This is a genomic window from Streptomyces sp. NPDC047043, assembly GCF_040644055.1.
In the GTDB taxonomy this organism is placed as follows: domain Bacteria; phylum Actinomycetota; class Actinomycetes; order Streptomycetales; family Streptomycetaceae; genus Streptomyces.
In genome coordinates this window covers 84874-100992 of the sequence record NZ_JBEYVO010000008.1, presented here as the reverse complement: position 1 = coordinate 100992, position 16119 = coordinate 84874, and the positions used below count along the sequence as shown (strand labels likewise).

21 protein-coding genes are annotated in these 16119 nt (G+C 72.2%); 11 read left to right on the top strand and 10 right to left on the bottom strand.

Annotated elements, in window-relative coordinates:
- Nucleotides 1-95 precede the first annotated feature (95 nt).
- Nucleotides 96-593 carry a lamin tail domain-containing protein gene (locus ABZ880_RS14250; RefSeq protein WP_361261246.1) on the top strand — a complete coding sequence of 166 codons (498 nt, stop codon included), beginning with the start codon at nucleotides 96-98 and terminating at the stop codon, nucleotides 591-593.
- A gap of 75 nt (nucleotides 594-668) precedes the next feature.
- On the opposite strand, the gene ABZ880_RS14245 is transcribed toward ABZ880_RS14250, so the two are convergent.
- The 4 genes from ABZ880_RS14245 to ABZ880_RS14230 all read right to left on the bottom strand — a co-directional run bounded on the left by ABZ880_RS14245 (nucleotide 669) and on the right by ABZ880_RS14230 (nucleotide 2694).
- Complete coding sequence (locus ABZ880_RS14245) at nucleotides 669-1148, bottom strand: hypothetical protein (RefSeq protein ID WP_361261244.1); 480 nt, start codon at nucleotides 1146-1148, stop codon at nucleotides 669-671.
- On the bottom strand, nucleotides 1138-1671 hold the full coding sequence (locus ABZ880_RS14240) for a hypothetical protein (protein ID WP_361261242.1): 534 nt from the start codon (nucleotides 1669-1671) through the stop codon (nucleotides 1138-1140). Before ABZ880_RS14240 ends, ABZ880_RS14245 begins: the two co-directional genes overlap by 11 nt.
- Nucleotides 1668-2048, bottom strand: a complete 381-nt coding sequence (locus tag ABZ880_RS14235; protein WP_361261825.1) for a PadR family transcriptional regulator — start codon at nucleotides 2046-2048, stop codon at nucleotides 1668-1670. Before ABZ880_RS14235 ends, ABZ880_RS14240 begins: the two co-directional genes overlap by 4 nt.
- A gap of 145 nt (nucleotides 2049-2193) precedes the next feature.
- Nucleotides 2194-2694, bottom strand: a complete 501-nt coding sequence (locus ABZ880_RS14230; RefSeq protein WP_361261241.1) for a hypothetical protein — start codon at nucleotides 2692-2694, stop codon at nucleotides 2194-2196.
- A 266-nt stretch (nucleotides 2695-2960) separates the two neighbouring features.
- Here ABZ880_RS14230 and ABZ880_RS14225 point away from each other — a divergent pair, with 266 nt between their 5' ends.
- The 4 genes from ABZ880_RS14225 (at nucleotide 2961) to ABZ880_RS14210 (ending at nucleotide 7942) form a co-directional block, all read left to right on the top strand.
- Complete coding sequence (locus ABZ880_RS14225) at nucleotides 2961-4142, top strand: hypothetical protein (protein ID WP_361261239.1); 1182 nt, start codon at nucleotides 2961-2963, stop codon at nucleotides 4140-4142.
- A 97-nt stretch (nucleotides 4143-4239) separates the two neighbouring features.
- Entirely contained in the window at nucleotides 4240-4809 is a 570-nt protein-coding gene (locus tag ABZ880_RS14220) for a 2Fe-2S iron-sulfur cluster-binding protein (protein WP_361261237.1), read from the top strand.
- The gene (locus tag ABZ880_RS14215; RefSeq protein ID WP_361261235.1) at nucleotides 4806-5798 is read left to right on the top strand and encodes a xanthine dehydrogenase family protein subunit M; all 993 of its coding nucleotides are present in this window, start codon (nucleotides 4806-4808) and stop codon (nucleotides 5796-5798) included. Before ABZ880_RS14220 ends, ABZ880_RS14215 begins: the two co-directional genes overlap by 4 nt.
- Before the next feature lie 23 nt (nucleotides 5799-5821).
- Nucleotides 5822-7942 carry a xanthine dehydrogenase family protein molybdopterin-binding subunit gene (locus ABZ880_RS14210; protein ID WP_361261233.1) on the top strand — a complete coding sequence of 707 codons (2121 nt, stop codon included), beginning with the start codon at nucleotides 5822-5824 and terminating at the stop codon, nucleotides 7940-7942.
- Nucleotides 7943-7948: 6 nt separating this feature from the next.
- Here ABZ880_RS14210 and ABZ880_RS14205 read toward each other — a convergent pair whose 3' ends face one another.
- Nucleotides 7949-9022 (bottom strand): hypothetical protein, encoded by a 1074-nt coding sequence (locus ABZ880_RS14205; RefSeq protein ID WP_361261231.1) that lies wholly within the window; start codon nucleotides 9020-9022, stop codon nucleotides 7949-7951.
- A gap of 241 nt (nucleotides 9023-9263) precedes the next feature.
- Here ABZ880_RS14205 and ABZ880_RS14200 point away from each other — a divergent pair, with 241 nt between their 5' ends.
- The 3 genes from ABZ880_RS14200 to tgmB all read left to right on the top strand — a co-directional run bounded on the left by ABZ880_RS14200 (nucleotide 9264) and on the right by tgmB (nucleotide 10888).
- Nucleotides 9264-9578 (top strand): YkvA family protein, encoded by a 315-nt coding sequence (locus ABZ880_RS14200; protein ID WP_361261229.1) that lies wholly within the window; start codon nucleotides 9264-9266, stop codon nucleotides 9576-9578.
- 117 nt (nucleotides 9579-9695) lie between these two features.
- The gene (gene tgmA, locus ABZ880_RS14195; protein ID WP_361261227.1) at nucleotides 9696-9887 is read left to right on the top strand and encodes a putative ATP-grasp-modified RiPP; all 192 of its coding nucleotides are present in this window, start codon (nucleotides 9696-9698) and stop codon (nucleotides 9885-9887) included.
- Between the two features lie 17 nt (nucleotides 9888-9904).
- Nucleotides 9905-10888 carry an ATP-grasp ribosomal peptide maturase gene (gene tgmB, locus ABZ880_RS14190; protein ID WP_361261225.1) on the top strand — a complete coding sequence of 328 codons (984 nt, stop codon included), beginning with the start codon at nucleotides 9905-9907 and terminating at the stop codon, nucleotides 10886-10888.
- Nucleotides 10889-10895: 7 nt separating this feature from the next.
- Here tgmB and ABZ880_RS14185 read toward each other — a convergent pair whose 3' ends face one another.
- Nucleotides 10896-11114 (bottom strand): hypothetical protein, encoded by a 219-nt coding sequence (locus ABZ880_RS14185; RefSeq protein ID WP_361261822.1) that lies wholly within the window; start codon nucleotides 11112-11114, stop codon nucleotides 10896-10898.
- 125 nt (nucleotides 11115-11239) lie between these two features.
- Nucleotides 11240-11710 carry a hypothetical protein gene (locus ABZ880_RS14180; protein WP_361261224.1) on the bottom strand — a complete coding sequence of 157 codons (471 nt, stop codon included), beginning with the start codon at nucleotides 11708-11710 and terminating at the stop codon, nucleotides 11240-11242.
- Nucleotides 11711-11889: 179 nt separating this feature from the next.
- Between ABZ880_RS14180 and ABZ880_RS14175 the strand changes: the two genes are divergently transcribed.
- The gene (locus ABZ880_RS14175) at nucleotides 11890-12858 is read left to right on the top strand and encodes a helix-turn-helix domain-containing protein (protein WP_361261223.1); all 969 of its coding nucleotides are present in this window, start codon (nucleotides 11890-11892) and stop codon (nucleotides 12856-12858) included.
- 12 nt (nucleotides 12859-12870) lie between these two features.
- Here ABZ880_RS14175 and ABZ880_RS14170 read toward each other — a convergent pair whose 3' ends face one another.
- Nucleotides 12871-13110, bottom strand: a complete 240-nt coding sequence (locus ABZ880_RS14170; protein WP_361261221.1) for a DUF5133 domain-containing protein — start codon at nucleotides 13108-13110, stop codon at nucleotides 12871-12873.
- Nucleotides 13111-13281: 171 nt separating this feature from the next.
- On the opposite strand from ABZ880_RS14170, the gene ABZ880_RS14165 reads away from it, so the two are divergent.
- Nucleotides 13282-13635: a hypothetical protein gene (locus ABZ880_RS14165; protein ID WP_361261219.1), complete on the top strand. Its 354-nt coding sequence runs from the start codon at nucleotides 13282-13284 to the stop codon at nucleotides 13633-13635.
- 45 nt (nucleotides 13636-13680) lie between these two features.
- On the opposite strand, the gene ABZ880_RS14160 is transcribed toward ABZ880_RS14165, so the two are convergent.
- Entirely contained in the window at nucleotides 13681-14538 is an 858-nt protein-coding gene (locus ABZ880_RS14160; RefSeq protein ID WP_361261217.1) for an aldo/keto reductase, read from the bottom strand.
- 215 nt (nucleotides 14539-14753) lie between these two features.
- Between ABZ880_RS14160 and ABZ880_RS14155 the strand changes: the two genes are divergently transcribed.
- A complete protein-coding gene (locus ABZ880_RS14155; protein ID WP_361261215.1) occupies nucleotides 14754-15647 on the top strand; it encodes a Gfo/Idh/MocA family oxidoreductase in 894 nt (297 codons plus the stop codon).
- Nucleotides 15648-15760: 113 nt separating this feature from the next.
- Here the strand turns inward: ABZ880_RS14155 and ABZ880_RS14150 are convergent, their stop codons facing one another.
- Entirely contained in the window at nucleotides 15761-16090 is a 330-nt protein-coding gene (locus ABZ880_RS14150; RefSeq protein WP_361261214.1) for a hypothetical protein, read from the bottom strand.
- Nucleotides 16091-16119 lie beyond the last annotated feature (29 nt).

Sequence of the window (16119 nt, the reverse complement as noted above, 5' to 3'; positions counted from 1 at the left end):
ATGCGTGGCCTTTTCGGCGAAATCAACCCCCAAATCCCCCCGGTTGTATACGCTCCAGATCCTTCACCGGGAAATCCACAACAGGGGGGATTTACATGCGTATACGCACTGTCGCCGCCACCGCGACCGCCGCCGGCACTCTCGCCGTACTCGCCACCGCCGTCCCGGCGCACGCCACCGAGTACCAGTCCGCGCTGAAGATCAAGGGCATCCAGTACGACGCGCCCGGCCGCGACTCCAACAACTGCACGACCGGGAACACGCGCGACGAGTATCTGACGATCAAGAACTACTCGTCCGGCACGACCGTGAACCTCAAGGGCTATGTCGTGAAGGACAAGGCCGGCAACAAGTTCACCTTCAGCCACAACCACTATCTGCAGCCCGGGGACTACGTGAAGCTCCGCGGCGGCCGCGGCACCGACTCCGACAGAAACAACGTCGTCTACCGCAACAACTGCAACTTCATGTGGAACAACGACAAGGACACGATCTACGTGTACAAGCCGTCCGGCAGCGGCGCCGACTCGCACGCGTACACCAAGACGGCCAACGACCCCGACAAGAACGGCTACATCACGTTCCACGGATGACGGCGGCCGAACGGGGTCACCGTGCGGGCCGCCTCCGCCTTCACGTCGTGCGGACGGCCGTGTCGCCCCGGCAGGTCAGCGTGCGGCGAGGTCGCGCCTGGCCGCGACCGCCAGCACCACGGTGAGCAGTGCGAGCGCGGCCGTCTGGCCGAGCGCCCCGCCGAGATAGGCGGCGGGGAGGGGAACGCCGAGCCAGGGATACAGCGCGGCGATGCGCACGATCAGGAGGAGCAGGCCGAGCGCGGCCAGGGCGAGGGCGGGGCAGGCGGCGCGCCGGTCCGTACGGTGCCTGCGCAGCAGGAGCCAGCCGAGGGCGCCGACTACGAAGCTCGTGGCCGGCGCCCAGGCCGCGTCGGCCATGGCGGGCAGCACCACGAGGGACGCGCCCATCACCACACTGCAGGCCGCGAAGGCGAGGCCGGGCGAGCCGACGGGCAGCTCCGCGGCCGGGGCGTCGCGGTGGTAGGCGGCGCACAGGGCGAGCGCCGGCAGCCAGGCGAGCAGCGCGGTGGCGGTGGCGAACCACGGGTCCGCGGCCGCCAGTTCACCGGCCATCGGCCCGAGGAACGGCCACAGCGTGGGCAGCGCGGCGAGCAGCACCGGACGCCCGGGCCAGGAGCCGACGGTCGTGCAGGAGGGCGAAGAAGGCGACCGTCCACAGCAGCGGCAGTGTCCATTCGGCGGCCTCGACGACGCCGGGCAGCACTCCGCGGCCGGTGAATCCCGACACGAACATGTCCCAGTCGCGCGGGCCGTGGGTCGAGGACCAGGTCAGGATCAGCACCCGGTCGACGACCGCGGCGGCCGCCTGCAGCAGGACGGCGAACAGCGCGAAGTGGCGGGCGGCCGCCCCCAGCAGGACGTACGGCCGCGGCGCTCCGGCTGCGGCCAGCCTGCTGCGCACGGCGAGGGCGGCGACGCTCGCCACCTCGCCCAGCGTGGGCCTGCTCTGGTCCTGGGTGTCGCGGTCGAGGTCCCACAGGTACACCTCGACCATCTCCTCCTCCCGGGCCCGCCGGTAGTAGGCGGGGAGCAGGCGCAGCACGGTGCGGTAGCGCGCCTCGAGCAGCGTCGTCATGCGAGACCTCCCGCGAGTCCGGGTCCTGCGGACGGGTTGGTGACCGGCTTCGCGGCGGGCCCGGGGGCCTCGCGTCCTTCGGCGATCCGCCGCTTGGCGGCGCTGGCTCCGGCGGCCATGCGCTCCGCCTCCGCGTCCAGGGCCTGCATGCCCTCGTCGGTGAGGCGGTAGTAGCGCCGCAGCCGCCCGTCGTGCACCTCCTCGCGGTCCAGGACGATCAGCCCGTCCGCGGTCAGCCGGTCCAGCACGCCGTACAAGGTGCCGACGCGCAACTGCACGGCGCCGTCGGACAGTTCCTCGACCTCACGCAGAATCCCGTAGCCGTGCCGGGGCTGGTCGGCCAGGGCGGTGAGGACGAAGAACGCCGCCTGAGTCATGTTCTTCGATGCCATGCGGCCATGATATCTCGGCTCCCGATATATAGCGACTGGGCGAGTCACGCGGCGTGTCGGGCCCCGCCCCATGCGTGTACGGGCCCTGGGGTTTTCGGAATACCGGGCCCACAGGCGGTGCCTCGGACTCTCAGTCGCTGAAGCAGCCGAAGTCCTCGTCGTCCCGGGCCTCGTACTGCTTGCGGGATTCCGCCTTGCCGCTGTCGAAGACGATGCGGCCGGAGCCCGCCGACAGCTGGCCGGGGCGGAAGGTGAGGAAGCCGGAGACCAGGTCTTCCGACTTCATGTTGGTGCGCAGGGCGTAAGTGGTGCCGGGTTCGAGGGTGGTGGTCAGTGCGTGCAGGGTGGTGAAGCCCTTGGGGGTGCTGCCCAGGCGGAGGCGGTGCAGCAGGGCGCCGTGGTCGGACTTGATGCGCCACAGCAGTTCGCCGGGCTCGTCGACCGTGCTCGACCTGTCCCACGTGTACAGGCCGACCTCGTCGATGCCGTCGGGGTCTGCGCCCGGGCAGTCCCGCCACCCGATGACGGGCCCGGCGGCGTCGCCTTCGACGTAGAGCGGATCGAACTCGGCGCCGCAGGACGTCAGCAGGAACATGAGCCCGGCGGCCGCTGCCGCTCTCCCCCATCGCATGGGCGGAGTGTAGAGGGCACCGCCGCGGCCGGGGGCACGCGAACAGGACCCGCCCCGAAGCGGATGGTGGGCGGGCCCTGTTCGGGGCGTCATTATGGCGGCACGCGTACCCGGGGGGACATGGGTGAACTGCCGCGGTCTGGAGTGGACCGCTCGCGCCCCGAGTGCGTGCCGCACATCCCGTGCGCACCACCCCCCGGGTGATCTCCGCCGACCCGCACCGACGATACTGGGGTACGCACGTGCCCCCGCCTTTAGATGGACTCATGCGCACCTCCGCCACCGCCCGCCCGACGCCCTCCCCCACGCTGTGGCTGGCCCGGGGCCGCCATACCGGGCCCGACGCGGAAGACGTCGTACACCGGACCCTGCAACGACTCAAGGCCGCCGAGGTCATCGACGACCATTCGGATCCGGCTCCGTCCGGGTCCGAGGACTCCGAAAGCGCCGAGAAGCTCGTCTTCGAGGCGCGTTGGAGGATCGCCGGGACGGTCACCGTGCGCGCCCGGCTGACACTCGCGCGCGCGTCGGAGGACGGGCGGGAGTGGGTGCTGGCGGCCGAGGCGGAACGCCCGTGGCAGCAGGAGTGGCCCTCCCCCGCCACCATGTTCTGGCCCGACGCACCGGACGCCACCTGGGACCACGAGCCCGCCACGGGGCTGCGCCTGCGGGACGTCAACCGGCTGCCCGAGGACGACAAGGACATCCGGCGCCTGCTGCGGGCCTCCGTGCGCGGCAGCTGGGGCATCAACCTCGTCGTGCACGAGGCGATGACACCCGACGAGCGCGGCCGGCGGTCGCTCGGCCCGTTCCTGCCGTCGAGCCTGCGCCACCGCGTGGTGGAGCACAGGGCCGCCCCCGACCAGCTGCGCATCGTGAACCGGGTGCTGCGCGAGTTCGGCGTGCAGGTCCCGCGTGGCGGCGCCGTCGTGCTGCCCACGACGCCGGCCCCGGAAGGCTTCGACGGGGACGACTTCGCCGTACGCACCGTCTTCCTCGACGGGTCGCGGCCGACGGAGCTCATCGACACCGTGGCCCGCTTCGCCGCGCTGCCGCTTCCGCTGCCGGACGGTGCCGAGGAGGCCGTCACCGCGCTGCGGGAGGAGTGGGAGCTGCTGACCCTCGAGGAGGAACTCGCCCGGCAGCGCAGCCTCGTCGCCATGTACGCCGAGGCGCTCGAGGCGATGACGAAGTCCCGGGACCTGTACCGCGAGGCCGCCGAGCGCGCCCACGAGGCGCTGGCCGTCTACCGCGAGTCCGGCACCGAGATTCCCGCGCAGTCGCAGTCGCAGCCGCCCACCGCGCCCGCGGGCTCCCCGTTCCAGCAGCTGACGCGCAGGCTGGAGCGTCTGAAGGACACCGCGAAGGCGCTGCGGCCCACGCCTGCCGCCGACGGCGGGCGGAAGGCGGACGACATCTCCGACCGATCGGACTCCTCCGGCGACTGAGGTGCACGCGGGTGACACCGGGGTGGATGTGTCAGTCGGCGCAGCCTGGATACGCGGTCGGGACGGCACCACAGTGCGTTCCGGAAGGTCTCCCCTCATGGCCGGCAGCCAGCACCTCCACCCCGGGAGCGGCACCGCGGCCGCGCCCCGCCACCGCTCCGACACCACGCTGCGGGTCAACGGCACGGCTCACACGCTCGCCGTGGACCACCGGCGCGTCCTGCTGGACGTTCTGCGGGAGGATCTCGGCCTGTTCGGCGCGAAGAAGGGCTGCGACCACGGCCAGTGCGGTGCATGCACCGTCCTGGTGGACGGGCGCCGCGTCAACAGCTGCCTTCTCCTCGCGGTGGCGCTGGACGGCTGCGAGGTCACGACCGTCGAGGGGCTCGGCGCCGCCGGACAGGAGCTGCACCCCCTGCAGCAGGCCTTTCTCGACCGTGACGCCTTCCAGTGCGGGTACTGCACTCCGGGACAGATCTGCTCCGCGATCGGCGCGCTCGCCGAGGCCGCGGCAGGCCACCCCTCCCATGTCACCGACCCCGGCACGCCCTCCGGCCGGCCCGTGCCCCTGAACCGGGACGAGATCCGTGAACGGCTCAGCGGGAACCTGTGCCGCTGCGCCGCGTACCCGCACATCGTCGAGGCGGTTGAGGACGTGATCCCGTGAAGCCCTTCGACTATGTCCGCGCCTCGACCGTCGAGGAGGCCACCGCCGCGTACGCCGCCCTGCCCGGCGCCCGCTACCTCGGCGGCGGCACCAACCTCGTCGACCTGATGAAGCTCGGCGTCGAGCAGCCTCTCGCGCTCGTCGACGTCAGCCGTCTCCCGCTGGATGCGGTGGAGGAGCTGCCCGACGGTTCGCTGCGCGTCGGTGCCATGGTCCGCAACAGCGACCTGGCGGCCCACCCGGTCGTCCGCGACCGCTATCCGGCGCTGTCCCAGGCACTGCTCGCGGGCGCGTCGGGACAACTGCGCAACGTGGCCACGACCGGCGGCAACCTGCTGCAGCGCACCCACTGCCCGTACTTCCAGGACGTCTCCAAGCCGTGCAACAAGCGCGAGCCGGGCAGCGGCTGCGGTGCGCGGGACGGCGTCCACCGCGACCACGCCGTACTCGGGCACTCGCCGCAGTGCATCGCCACACACCCGTCGGACATGGCGGTCGCACTGGCCGCCCTCGACGCCCGGATCGAGCTGTACGGCTCCGAGGGTGCCCGCAGCTTGGCCGCGGCCGACTTCCACCGGCTCCCCGGGGACCGTCCGGAGCAGGACACCGAGATCCGCCCCGGCGAGCTGATCACGGGCGTGGTGCTGCCGACGGCCACGGCCGGGCTGCCGTCCGTGTACCGCAAGGCCCGCGACCGGGCTTCGTACGCCTTTGCGCTGGCCTCCGTCGCTGCCGTGCTGCGGGTGTCGGACGGCGTCGTCGCCCATGCCGGGCTCGCTTTCGGGGCGCTGGCCCACCGGCCCTGGCGGGCGCGGACGGCCGAGCAGGCGCTGACCGGCGCGGCCCCCACCGCGGCCGCGTTCGAGCGTGCCGTGGACCTCGAACTCGCCGCGGCCAGGCCGCTGCGCGACAACGCCTACAAGGTGCCGCTCGCCCGCGGTCTCGCCCTGGACGTCCTGACCCGGCTCGCCGAGCCCGTCCGTATCTGAACCGGCTTCCCGAGGAGGACCGCATGCCCGGCACCCCCACCGCCGTGGGCGCTCCCGCCGAGCGCCGGGAAGGGCGGGAGAAGGTCACCGGCACCGCCCGCTACGCCGCGGAACAGGCACTGCCCGCCCGCGCGTACGCCTGGCCGGTGCCTGCCACGGTCGCGCGAGGCACGGTCACCGCCGTCGACACGGCCGCCGCGCTGGAACGGCCCGGTGTCCTGGCCGTGCTCACCCACGAGAACGCGCCCCGGCTCGCCGAGCCGGACGATCCCACGCTCGCCGTGCTGCAGAACTCCCGGGTGCCGCACAGGGGTTGGTTCGTGGCGCTGGTGGTGGCCGAGACCCTGGAGGACGCCCGGGCGGGTGCCGCCGCGGTGCATGTCTCGTACGACGTGGAGGGCCACGACGTGACCCTCACCGAACGACATCCGGGCGCGTACGTTCCCGAGGTGGCCAACGGCGGATATCCGGGCAGCCGTGAACTCGGCGATCCCGAGGGCGCGTTCGCCGCCGCGGAGGTGCAACTCGACGTCGGCTACCGGGTGCCGCCCCTGCACAACCATCCGATGGAACCGCACGCGAGCACCGCGCGCTGGGACGGCGACCGGCTCACCGTGCACACCTCCAGCCAGGGCGCCACGGTCGTACGGGCCGTGCTCGCCGGGTTGTTCGGGCTGCCGGAGGAGCGGATCGGCGTCGTGGCGCAGCACGTCGGCGGCGGTTTCGGGTCGAAGGGCACGCCACGGCCCGACGTCGTACTAGCCGCGATGGCGGCGCGGCAGACCGGCCGACCCGTCACCCTCGCCCTGCCGCGCCGCTTCCTGCCCGCGGTGGTCGGACACCGGGCGCCCACCCTGCACCGCCTCCGCCTCGGTGCGCATGCCGACGGACGCCTCACCTGTCTGGTCCACGAGGTCACCACGCACACTTCGCGTATCACGGAGTTCGTGGAGCAGGCGGCGGTGCCGGCCCGTGTCATGTACGCCGCGCCGCACAGCCGGACCCTGCACCGCGTGGTGCCGCTGGACGTGCCCTCGCCGTCCTGGATGCGGGCGCCGGGCGAGGCTCCCGGCATGTACGCGCTGGAGTCCGCCATGGACGAACTGGCCTGTGAACTCGGCATGGATCCGGTCGAGTTGCGGGTCGTCAACGAGCCGGACGTCGAACCCGACAGCGGCAAGCCCTTCAGCAGCAGGCATCTCGTGGAGTGCCTGCGCGAGGGCGCGCGCCGCTTCGAGTGGTCCCGGCACGACCCGCGGCCGCGCTCACGCCCGTCCGGACCGCTGTGGCTGGGCACGGGTGTGGCCGCGGCCATGTTTCCGGTGCTGATGTGGCCGTCCACGGCGGCGGCCCAGGCACTACCAGACGGGACCTTCCTCGTACGGATCAACGCCACGGACATCGGCACCGGCGCCCGTACCGTGCTGGCACAGATCGCGGCCGACGCGCTCGGCGTGCCGCTGGAACGGGTCCGGACCGAGGTGGGGAGCAGCGATCTGCCGTCGGCCTCGCTGGCCGGCGGCTCGTCCGGCACCGCCTCGTGGGGCTGGGCGGTCCACGAGGCCTGCACCCGGCTGGCGGCTCAACTGTCCGCTCACACCGGGCCGTTGCCCGAGGACGGCATCGGTGCCCGCGCCGACACGGGCGGGCAGGCCGACGCCGACAGCCCCTGGGCGCGCCACGCCTTCGGGGCGCACTTCGCCGAGGTGGCCGTCGACACGGTGACCGGTGAAACGCGGGTGCGCCGACTGCTGGGCGTGTACGCGGCCGGGCGGATCATCAACTCCCGTACCGCGCGCTCCCAGTTCATCGGCGCCATGACCATGGGCCTGGGCATGGCGCTGACCGAGACCAGCACCATGGACCCCGCGTTCGGCGACTTCACCGAGTCCGACCTGGCGTCGTACCACGTGCCCGTGCACGCCGACGTGCCGGACATCGAGGCGCACTGGATCGACGAGGCCGATCCGCACCTCAACCCCATGGGCAGCAAGGGGATCGGTGAGATCGGCATCGTCGGAACCGCGGCCGCGATCGGCAACGCCGTCCACCACGCCACCGGCGTCCGCTTCCGCGAACTGCCGCTGACACCGGACCGGGTGCTGACCGGACTGCGGTCCCACCACGACCCGCGGACGGCGTGAGCCGGATCAGTCGGGCCGGCGACTCGCGGTGGCCAGGCGCTGCGGCGGCCTCGGTGCCCGGGGCGGCCGCGGTGCCGCCTTCGCGGCCGGTGCGCGCGAGGCGAGGCGGACGATCAGGGCCGTCAGTGCCACCAGCGCCGCGCCCATGGCGGCCAGGCCCGCGACCGAGCCCGGAGCGAGCGTGAGGTCGAGCGCCTGCGACAGCCACGGGTTCTGGAGCCGGCCCTCGTACAACTGGGCGGCGGCGAGCAGCGCCGGCACCACCACCGCGACCACGAGGGCGGGCACCACCGGCCGCAGCGTCAACAGCCCGGCCAGCGCCGCGCACAGCACCGACGCACCGAGGGCGATGCCGTAGGACTGCAGCGACGCGTCGTTCCGGTACAGCGGGAACCAGAGCATCGCGCACAGCAGGAGTCCTGCCGCGGCGAGCAGGCCCGGCCACGTCGGCTGCGCGACACGGCGCTCCGGCGGGCGGACGGGCCGTCGCGCCACGCCCTCGACAGCGATCGCGGGCGGGGCGACCGGAAGGGGCGGCGGGAGGACGAAGTCCCGGGTCCGCTCCTGCTCGCGGTTCGGCTGCCATGCCGGCATGGGCATGGGCGTCGTCAGCGGCGGAGCGCCACGGGTGTCGCGCTCCTCACTCAGCCGGCCGATGAGTTCCACGAGTTCCTCGACGGGCCGTGCGGTGGCGGCCGCGCGGGCCGCCGCCTGTCCGCAGTGGGGCTCCATCGGCGCCCGGTGCAGCAGCGCCATCAGCCGTGACACGTCCTCCACCGACCGGGTCTCGGCCGCCGAGCGGATGGCCTCGTCCGCGCTCGCGGGGTCTCGCGGCGGTTTGGTCAACAGGGTGACCAGACGGCTCACGTCCTCCATGGAGCGGTCCGTGCCGACCGCGCGCAGCGCGTCGACCGTGGCCTGCGCGTACTGCGGGGACTGCTCCAGCAAGGTGATCAGGTTGGCGACCTCCTCCAGGGGCCGGTCGGCGACGGCAGCGTGCAGCAGGGCGCTGAGCGGATCGTCGTGCGCGGCGGGTATGGAGGGTTTGTTGGAATGGGATGTTGAAGAGCGGGTTTCCATGCTCTCCTCCTGCTCTGTTCCATCGCTCGGATGGAAGAGTTCGTCGGCTCTCGCGCCCCGGACGTGCCTCACGCGACGTCACGGTGCCATTAGTAAGCGCTGCTTGCCCCACCTGCCACTCGGGTGCGCCACGGGCATGAGGCAGCGCACACCACCGGCCGACACCCGGATACGTATGAGTGCCCGATCCGGGAATCCGTGAAGTAGGCGGGCCGTTCGGCACGCCGGACGGAGGAGGACCGTGAATTCCACCACAACGGTGATCGTCGTCGCCGCAGTCCTCGCGGTGCTCGTCCTCGCGGTGGCCGTGACCCTCCTGGTGCGGCTGGTGCGGGCCCGGCGCGACCTGAGGCGGGCGGGCCTTCCGACCGGTCCGCGCTGGGTTTTCTGGGGTGCCGTCCTCTATTTCGTCCTACCGACCGATCTGTTGCCCGATCCGGTGTACCTGGATGACATCGGCGTCCTTCTCCTCGCTCTGCGCACCCTTCACAGCTCGCTCGGCAGGGCGAATGATCACGAATCGTCCCTTCCTTCTCCTCTTGATTACAGAGAGTAAGGAAACCAATCACCCGTTCGATTCGTATAAGTAAGCGGAAGGGCAAGGCAGTCGGCGGCCCGGGCGCGCCGCAGGGCGAGTACCGCTCGGGCGGCGCAGACCGACGAGGGAGACACGATGCAACCGTTCGCGCTCAACTACGCACGTCCGGCGGTGAAGTTGGAAGCCACGACTCCGTACGCCTACGACTCCGGGCTGCAGTTGAACGTGCTCTTCGACGGCCGGGTCGCAGCCCGCGACCTGGCTCTGCTCAGAGAGTTGGGGACGACGACATCCACCGCGGGCTCCAAGACCCACTTCGACGACTGAACGCGGAACCACCGACCATGACCGTGCTGATCCTGACCTGTGAAGAGGATGTGACCGCCGACATGGTGGTCGTGCACCTGAACGCGTCCGGGGTCCCTGTGGTCCGCCTGGACCCCGCCGACCTCCCCGGCGGCGTTGCGCTGTCCGGTGAGTACGTGCACGGCGCCTTCCGCGGCCATCTCCAGTCCGCGGGCCGCCTGGTGAGCCTGGCCGGGCTGCGGTCCGTCTGGGTGCGCAGGCCGGGCACCGTCGCGACACGGACGGCCGAGCCCTCCGCGTGGCTGACCGAGGAGTCCTCCCAGGCGCTCTACGGCATGCTGCGCGGATCGGACGCCCGCTGGATGAACCACCCGGACGCGGCTCGCCGGGCCCGCCACAAGCCCTGGCAGCTGCGGCTCGCCCAGCGCTGCGGGCTGCCCGTACCGGCCACGCTGATCACGACGTTCCCGCAGGCCGCCCGCGAGTTCGCCGAGCGCTATCCGGATCTGGTGGTCAAGCCGGTCTCGGGAGCACATCCGCAGGATCCGCCCCGGGCGGTGCCGACCAGCCGGGTGGCGCCGGACACGGACTTCACCGCGGTGGCGTACGGGCCGACGCTGCTGCAGCGGCGCGTCGCGAAGCGGGCCGACATCCGGCTGACCGCGGTCGGCGAGCAGTTGCTGGCGGCCCGCAAGGCGACCGCCCCGGACGCCGATCCCGACGACGTGGACGTGCGGTTCGCCAGCGGCGACACACCGTGGCGCCCCACCGACGTCCCGCCGCGTGTCGCCGCCGCCGTCCACTCGTACCTGAAAGCGGCCGAACTTGCTTACGGCGCCTTCGACTTCGCCGAGGACGCCGACGGGACCTGGTGGTTCCTGGAGTGCAATCAGTCGGGACAGTTCGGCTTCGTCGAGGTGGAGACGGGTCAGCCGATCGCCCGGACCATCGCGGAATGGCTCGCCCATTCCGGCCCGGAACCGCAGACACGCGTCAACGGCTCCAATACGACGGTGTGTTGAGGGAGGGTCAGTGCGGCAGCGAGCCGGGCAGCAGCGCGCTCCGTTGCCAGCCGGCACCCGGGGAGGCGGGGCGCTCGGGGGACAGGCCGGGGCCGAGGGACGACTGCAGCGGTCGCATGACGTACTCCAGTTCCCGGCTGACGCGCTCGGCCTCCCGGCGTGCCTGGGTGGGGACGTCGCCGCGCTCGGCGACGAGTCGGTCGTAGATGGGGGAGTCCTGGAACACGGACGCGCCTTTCGTGTGGTGGCCCATGCGCATGGGCACGGTTGACGAGTCTATGCGGACCAGGACACCGGGGTGTGAATTCCCCAGGAGCACTTGACGTCGGACGCGGCACCGTGCGTGGCCGGTCACGCCCCCGTCGTCGAGCCGGGACGGACGATCATCAGGACCGTGACCGTCGCCCACAGCAGGTTGAAAAGGCCCGTGAACATGGCGAGTTGCACGGTGTTCGCCCGTTCCACGGGCTGTCGCGCGTCCAGTTGCCCGAGGAGCTCGTCCTGGCGGGGCAGGACGAAGGCGATCAGGATGCCGGCGGCCACGGCGGTCAGGGTGATGGACGTGATGAGCCAGCCGCTGCCCAGGACGCCCATCGCGGCCGCGGTGGCCAACCCGAAGGCGGGCACCGCCAGTCCGATGCGGGCGTAGACCCGGCAGATGCGGTGCAGCAGCCGGACCGTGCCCACGGCCCCGGCGTCCACTCCCCCGTCGCCGGCCTGGGCACGGCGCACCACCGGCGGAACCATGCTGGCCGCGACCGTCACCGGGCCGACGGCGACGATGGCGGCCAGGACGTGGAGGGAGAGCAGGAGCTTGGTCATCGAGCGCCTTTCCATGGTGCGGTCAGCCGTGTGCCCGGCTCACGCTAGGGATCTCCAAGACGGCCGCACAGAGGCTGAAATGACAGGAACCAACGGGTTCTCGCCAACGCTGCAGTCTGCTCCTCCCGGGCATACACCCAGCTCTGCCTCTTGGCGGGAATCCGCCTATCGTGGGGATCATGCACTCAGTGGCGATCCTCGCGCTCGAAGACGTCGTGCCCTTCGACTTGGCGGCACCGCTGCAGGTGTTCGACTGGGCACGGCTGCCCGACGGACGGCGGCCCTACCGTGTGCGGGTGTGCGCCGAGTCGCCCGAGGTGCGCGGGGACGGTCTCGCCCTGCGGGTGGACCGGGGGCTCGAGGCGCTGGAGGACGCCGACACGGTGATCGTGCCGGGCTGCGCCCCGGGTTCCGGCCCCACGTCCGAACCGGTGCTGGCGGCCCTGCGGCGGGCGGCCGGGGCGGGCACCCGGATCGCGTCCGTGTGCGTGGGCGCCTTCGTGCTGGCGGAGGCGGGACTGCTGGACGGGCTGCGCGCGACCACGCACTGGGTGGCCGCCGACCAGCTGGCGCAGCGTTATCCGGACGTCACGGTGGAGCCGGGCGTGCTGTACGTCGACAACGGTCAGATCCTCACCTCGGCCGGTGCGGCCGCCGCGCTGGACATGTGCCTGCACATGATCCGGCGGGACCTGGGGTCGGCCGTCGCCGCGGACGCCGCGCGGATGTGCGTCATGCCCCTCGAACGGGAGGGCGGGCAGGCGCAGTTCATCGTGCACGAGCAGCCGCCCGTGCCGCGCGGCTCGACCCTCGAACCGATCCTGGAGTGGATCGAGGACAACCTGGCCGGCGAGATCACCCTGGGCGCGATGGCGGCCCGCTCGGGCATGAGCGAGCGCACCTTCAGCCGCCGCTTCCGGGAGCAGACCGGGACGACGCCGCTGCAGTGGCTGCTGCGGGCGCGGGTACGGCGGGCCCAGTACCTGCTGGAGAACAGCGACCGTCCCATCGAACGCATTGCTCAGCAGGCGGGGTTCGGGTCCCCGACTGCGTTCCGCGAGCGGTTCCGCCGGGTGGTGGGCACCACACCGCAGTCGTACCGCTCCGCGTTCCACGGCAAGGCGCGTGTCCTGGCCGCACACTCCTGAAGCCGTACGGCTTCAGACGGCCAGTGAGAGGCCGTCCTCCTCGTCCGTCGTCCGCCGCGGGGCGAGCAGCAGGGCGTCCGCCTTCGCGATCGCCTCCTGGATGCTCCCGGCGCCGGTCAGGCGGCACAGGGCACGGCTGACCTCGGCCAGCTCCCGTGCCGCCTGCGGCTTCTCGCGCTCCGCCTGCGCGATGCGCAGCGACGCGTACCTGGTGAGCAACGTTCTGACGACCTTCGGGTCCGGAACGAGCACGAAGCGCCCCTCTCTCGGTTGTTCGCCTCCCATGCCCGGGCAGGGCCGGACCAACCACTTCTTCCGTGCCCCGGGCCGTATGTGACGCAATATCGCCGCTCGACCCGATTCCCCGCGCCCCGCGAGACGTTGAACAGAGGGTAACTCTCCCACCACGAACGGTGAATACCCATGAACCGCTCCGGTCGCCTCCTCAGTGCCCTGTACCTCGCCACCACCGGCGGGCTCGCCTGGACCACGGTCCTCGAATTCCGCTACGGCCCCCGGTGGGCCGCGTTCCTGTTCGCCGCCGCGAGCCTGGTCCCGGTCATCGCCGTCGTACGCGAGACCCTGATCACCGACCTGATCCGGGCGGCCGTCGCACCGCAGCTGCCCGAGCACCCGGCGGCGGACGCGGTGACCCGCGAGGACGCGGTCATCCGGGAGGAACTGGACGCCGCGTGCTGCGAGCGCTGGTGGACGAGTCTCGGCACCGACCACGACCTGGTCTGCCGACACCGGAGCCGACGCAGCAGCGCCGCCTGAGGCGGTGGCCGACCGGCCTCGGGCGGCGCATCCGACAGGGCTGTTTCAGACGGCGTCCAGTTCGGCGAGTTCGTCGGCGGTCAGGACGAGGTCCGTCGCGGCGAGGGAGTCGAGGATCGTCTCCGGGCGGCTGGCGCCCGGGATGGGGACGACCACCGGCGACTTGGCGAGCATCCAGGCCAGGCACACGCGCTGCGGACTCACCCCGTGGGCCTCGGCGATGCGTGCGAACGGCGCGTACGTGGAGCCCAGTTCACCGGCGCGGGAGATGCCGCCGAGCGGACTCCAGGGCAGGAACGCGATGCCGAGCTCGTCGCACAGGTCCAGCTCCTGCTCGCTGGAGCGGAAGGCCGGGGAGAACTGGTTCTGCACGGAGACCAGGCGCCCGCCGAGGATCTCCTGCGCCTGCCTGATCTGGTCGGGGTTCGCGTTCGAGATGCCTGCCAGGCGGATCTTGCCCTCGTCGAGCAGATCCCGGATCGCACCGACGGACTCGGCGTACGGCACCCTCGGGTCGGGGCGGTGGAACTGGTAGAGCCCGATGGCCTCCACGCCGAGCCGGCGCAGGGACGCTTCGCAGGCCTCCTTGAGGTGCCGGGGGCTGCCGTCGAGGGTCCAGCTGCCGTCGCCGGGGCGCAGGTGGCCGCCCTTGGTGGCGACCAGGACGTCCCCGCCGCGGTCGTGGGAGGCGAGGGCCTTGGCGATCAGGGTCTCGTTGTGGCCCACCTCGTGGGCGTCGCGGTGGTAGGCGTCCGCGGTGTCGATCAGGGTCACGCCGGCGTCGAGCGCGGCGTGGATCGTGGCGAGGGAGCGTGCCTCGTCCGGCCGTCCCTCGATCGACATGGGCATCGCGCCCAGGCCGATGGCGCTGACTTCGACGTCACCGATGCGGCGGGTGTGCATGTGCTCTGACCTCTTTCGGCTCTCGGTGCCGGAACGGTCTCCAGCCTGTCCCGCCCGTGGCCCGAGGTCCAATAGAGGATGGAGAACGCATTCAGCAGCCGGTCCACTGAATCGCGGTGTCCTGCCGTGAACCGGGTTGCGCGCTCCGGCGGTCGGTGTGCGACGCTCGCCCCGATCGGACGCCGCGACGTGCGGCGCGGTGGAGAGGCGGCGGCATGCGCATAGGACTGCTCGGTACCGGCCCCTGGGCGGGGATGGCTCACGCTCCGGCCCTGCACCAGCACACCGGACTGGATTTCGCGGGTGTGTGGGGCCGGCGCCCCGAGGCCGCGAAGGAGCTCGCCGACCAGTACGGCACGCGCGCCTACGACGACGTGGACGCGCTGTTCGCCGACGTGGATGCCGTCGCGGTCGCCCTGCCGCCGGGTGTTCAGGCGGAGCTCGCGGTGCGGGCGGCGCGGGCGGGGTGCCATCTGCTGCTGGACAAGCCGCTCGCCACGACGGTCGCCGAGGGGCGGGCGGTGGTCGAGGCCGTGCGGGAGGCCGGTGTCGCGTCGGTCGTCTTCTTCACCAGCCGTTTCGTCTCGGAGACGGAGGCGTGGATCACCGAACAGGCGGCCGCGGGCGGCTGGTTCACGGCGCAGGCGCAGTGGCTCGGGGCGTTGTTCGGCGGCGACGGCGACAGCCCGTTCGCGAACTCGCCGTGGCGGCGTGAGAAGGGGGCCCTGTGGGACGTGGGCCCGCATGCCCTGTCCGTACTGCTGCCGGTCCTCGGCGACGCCCGGCGCGTGGCGGCCGCGGCTCCCGGTCCCGGGGACACGGTCCATCTGGTCCTCGACCATGTGAGCGGCGCGTCGAGCACCGTCACGCTCAGCCTGTCGGCCCCGGTCGCGGCGGCCGGAGCGGCGGTCGAACTCCGGGGCGGGACCGGCGTGTCGGTACTTCCGGAGAGCTCCGAAGGAGCGGTCATCGCGCTCGTCCATGCCGCCGACGCGCTGATCGCCGCCGCCGACAGCGGACAGCCGCACGCCTGCGACGCGGCATTCGCACTGCGCGTCACGGAGATCCTCACCGAGGCCGAGGCCCTGCTGGAAAGTGGCATCGGCTGACACACCGTCATGCCGGCGCGGGCCGGCACAACGTCATGCCCGGTCCACGGCGGCGATGACCGAGTCCGCCATCGCCGCCACGGGCCGCCCCCGCATCGCCCACGTCGCCGGCCCTACTGATCCTGGTCCTCGAACGGCTCGTCGCTCCAGCGGAACCAGGCGCGGTCGCCCTCGATGTGCAGCAGGAATTCCGGGACCGGTCCGTCCGGTGAGGAGAGGGAGACGCGACGTCTGATGTCGTCGTACGCCGACTCCCACTCCTCCCAGTCGTCGTCCCGCTCGGCCAGGGCGAGTTCGCGGACGAACAGTTCCCGGACGGCGCCGTACGCCTCACCGGCGGTGAAGCGGCCCGACAGCCACGGAAAGTCGGCGTCGTCGATCAGGATCTCCCCGACCGCCTCCTCGCCGCTGCGTACCCGCCAGACCTCGCCCACGAACCCCACTGCGCCTCCCCCGCCACGCGTTGATCACG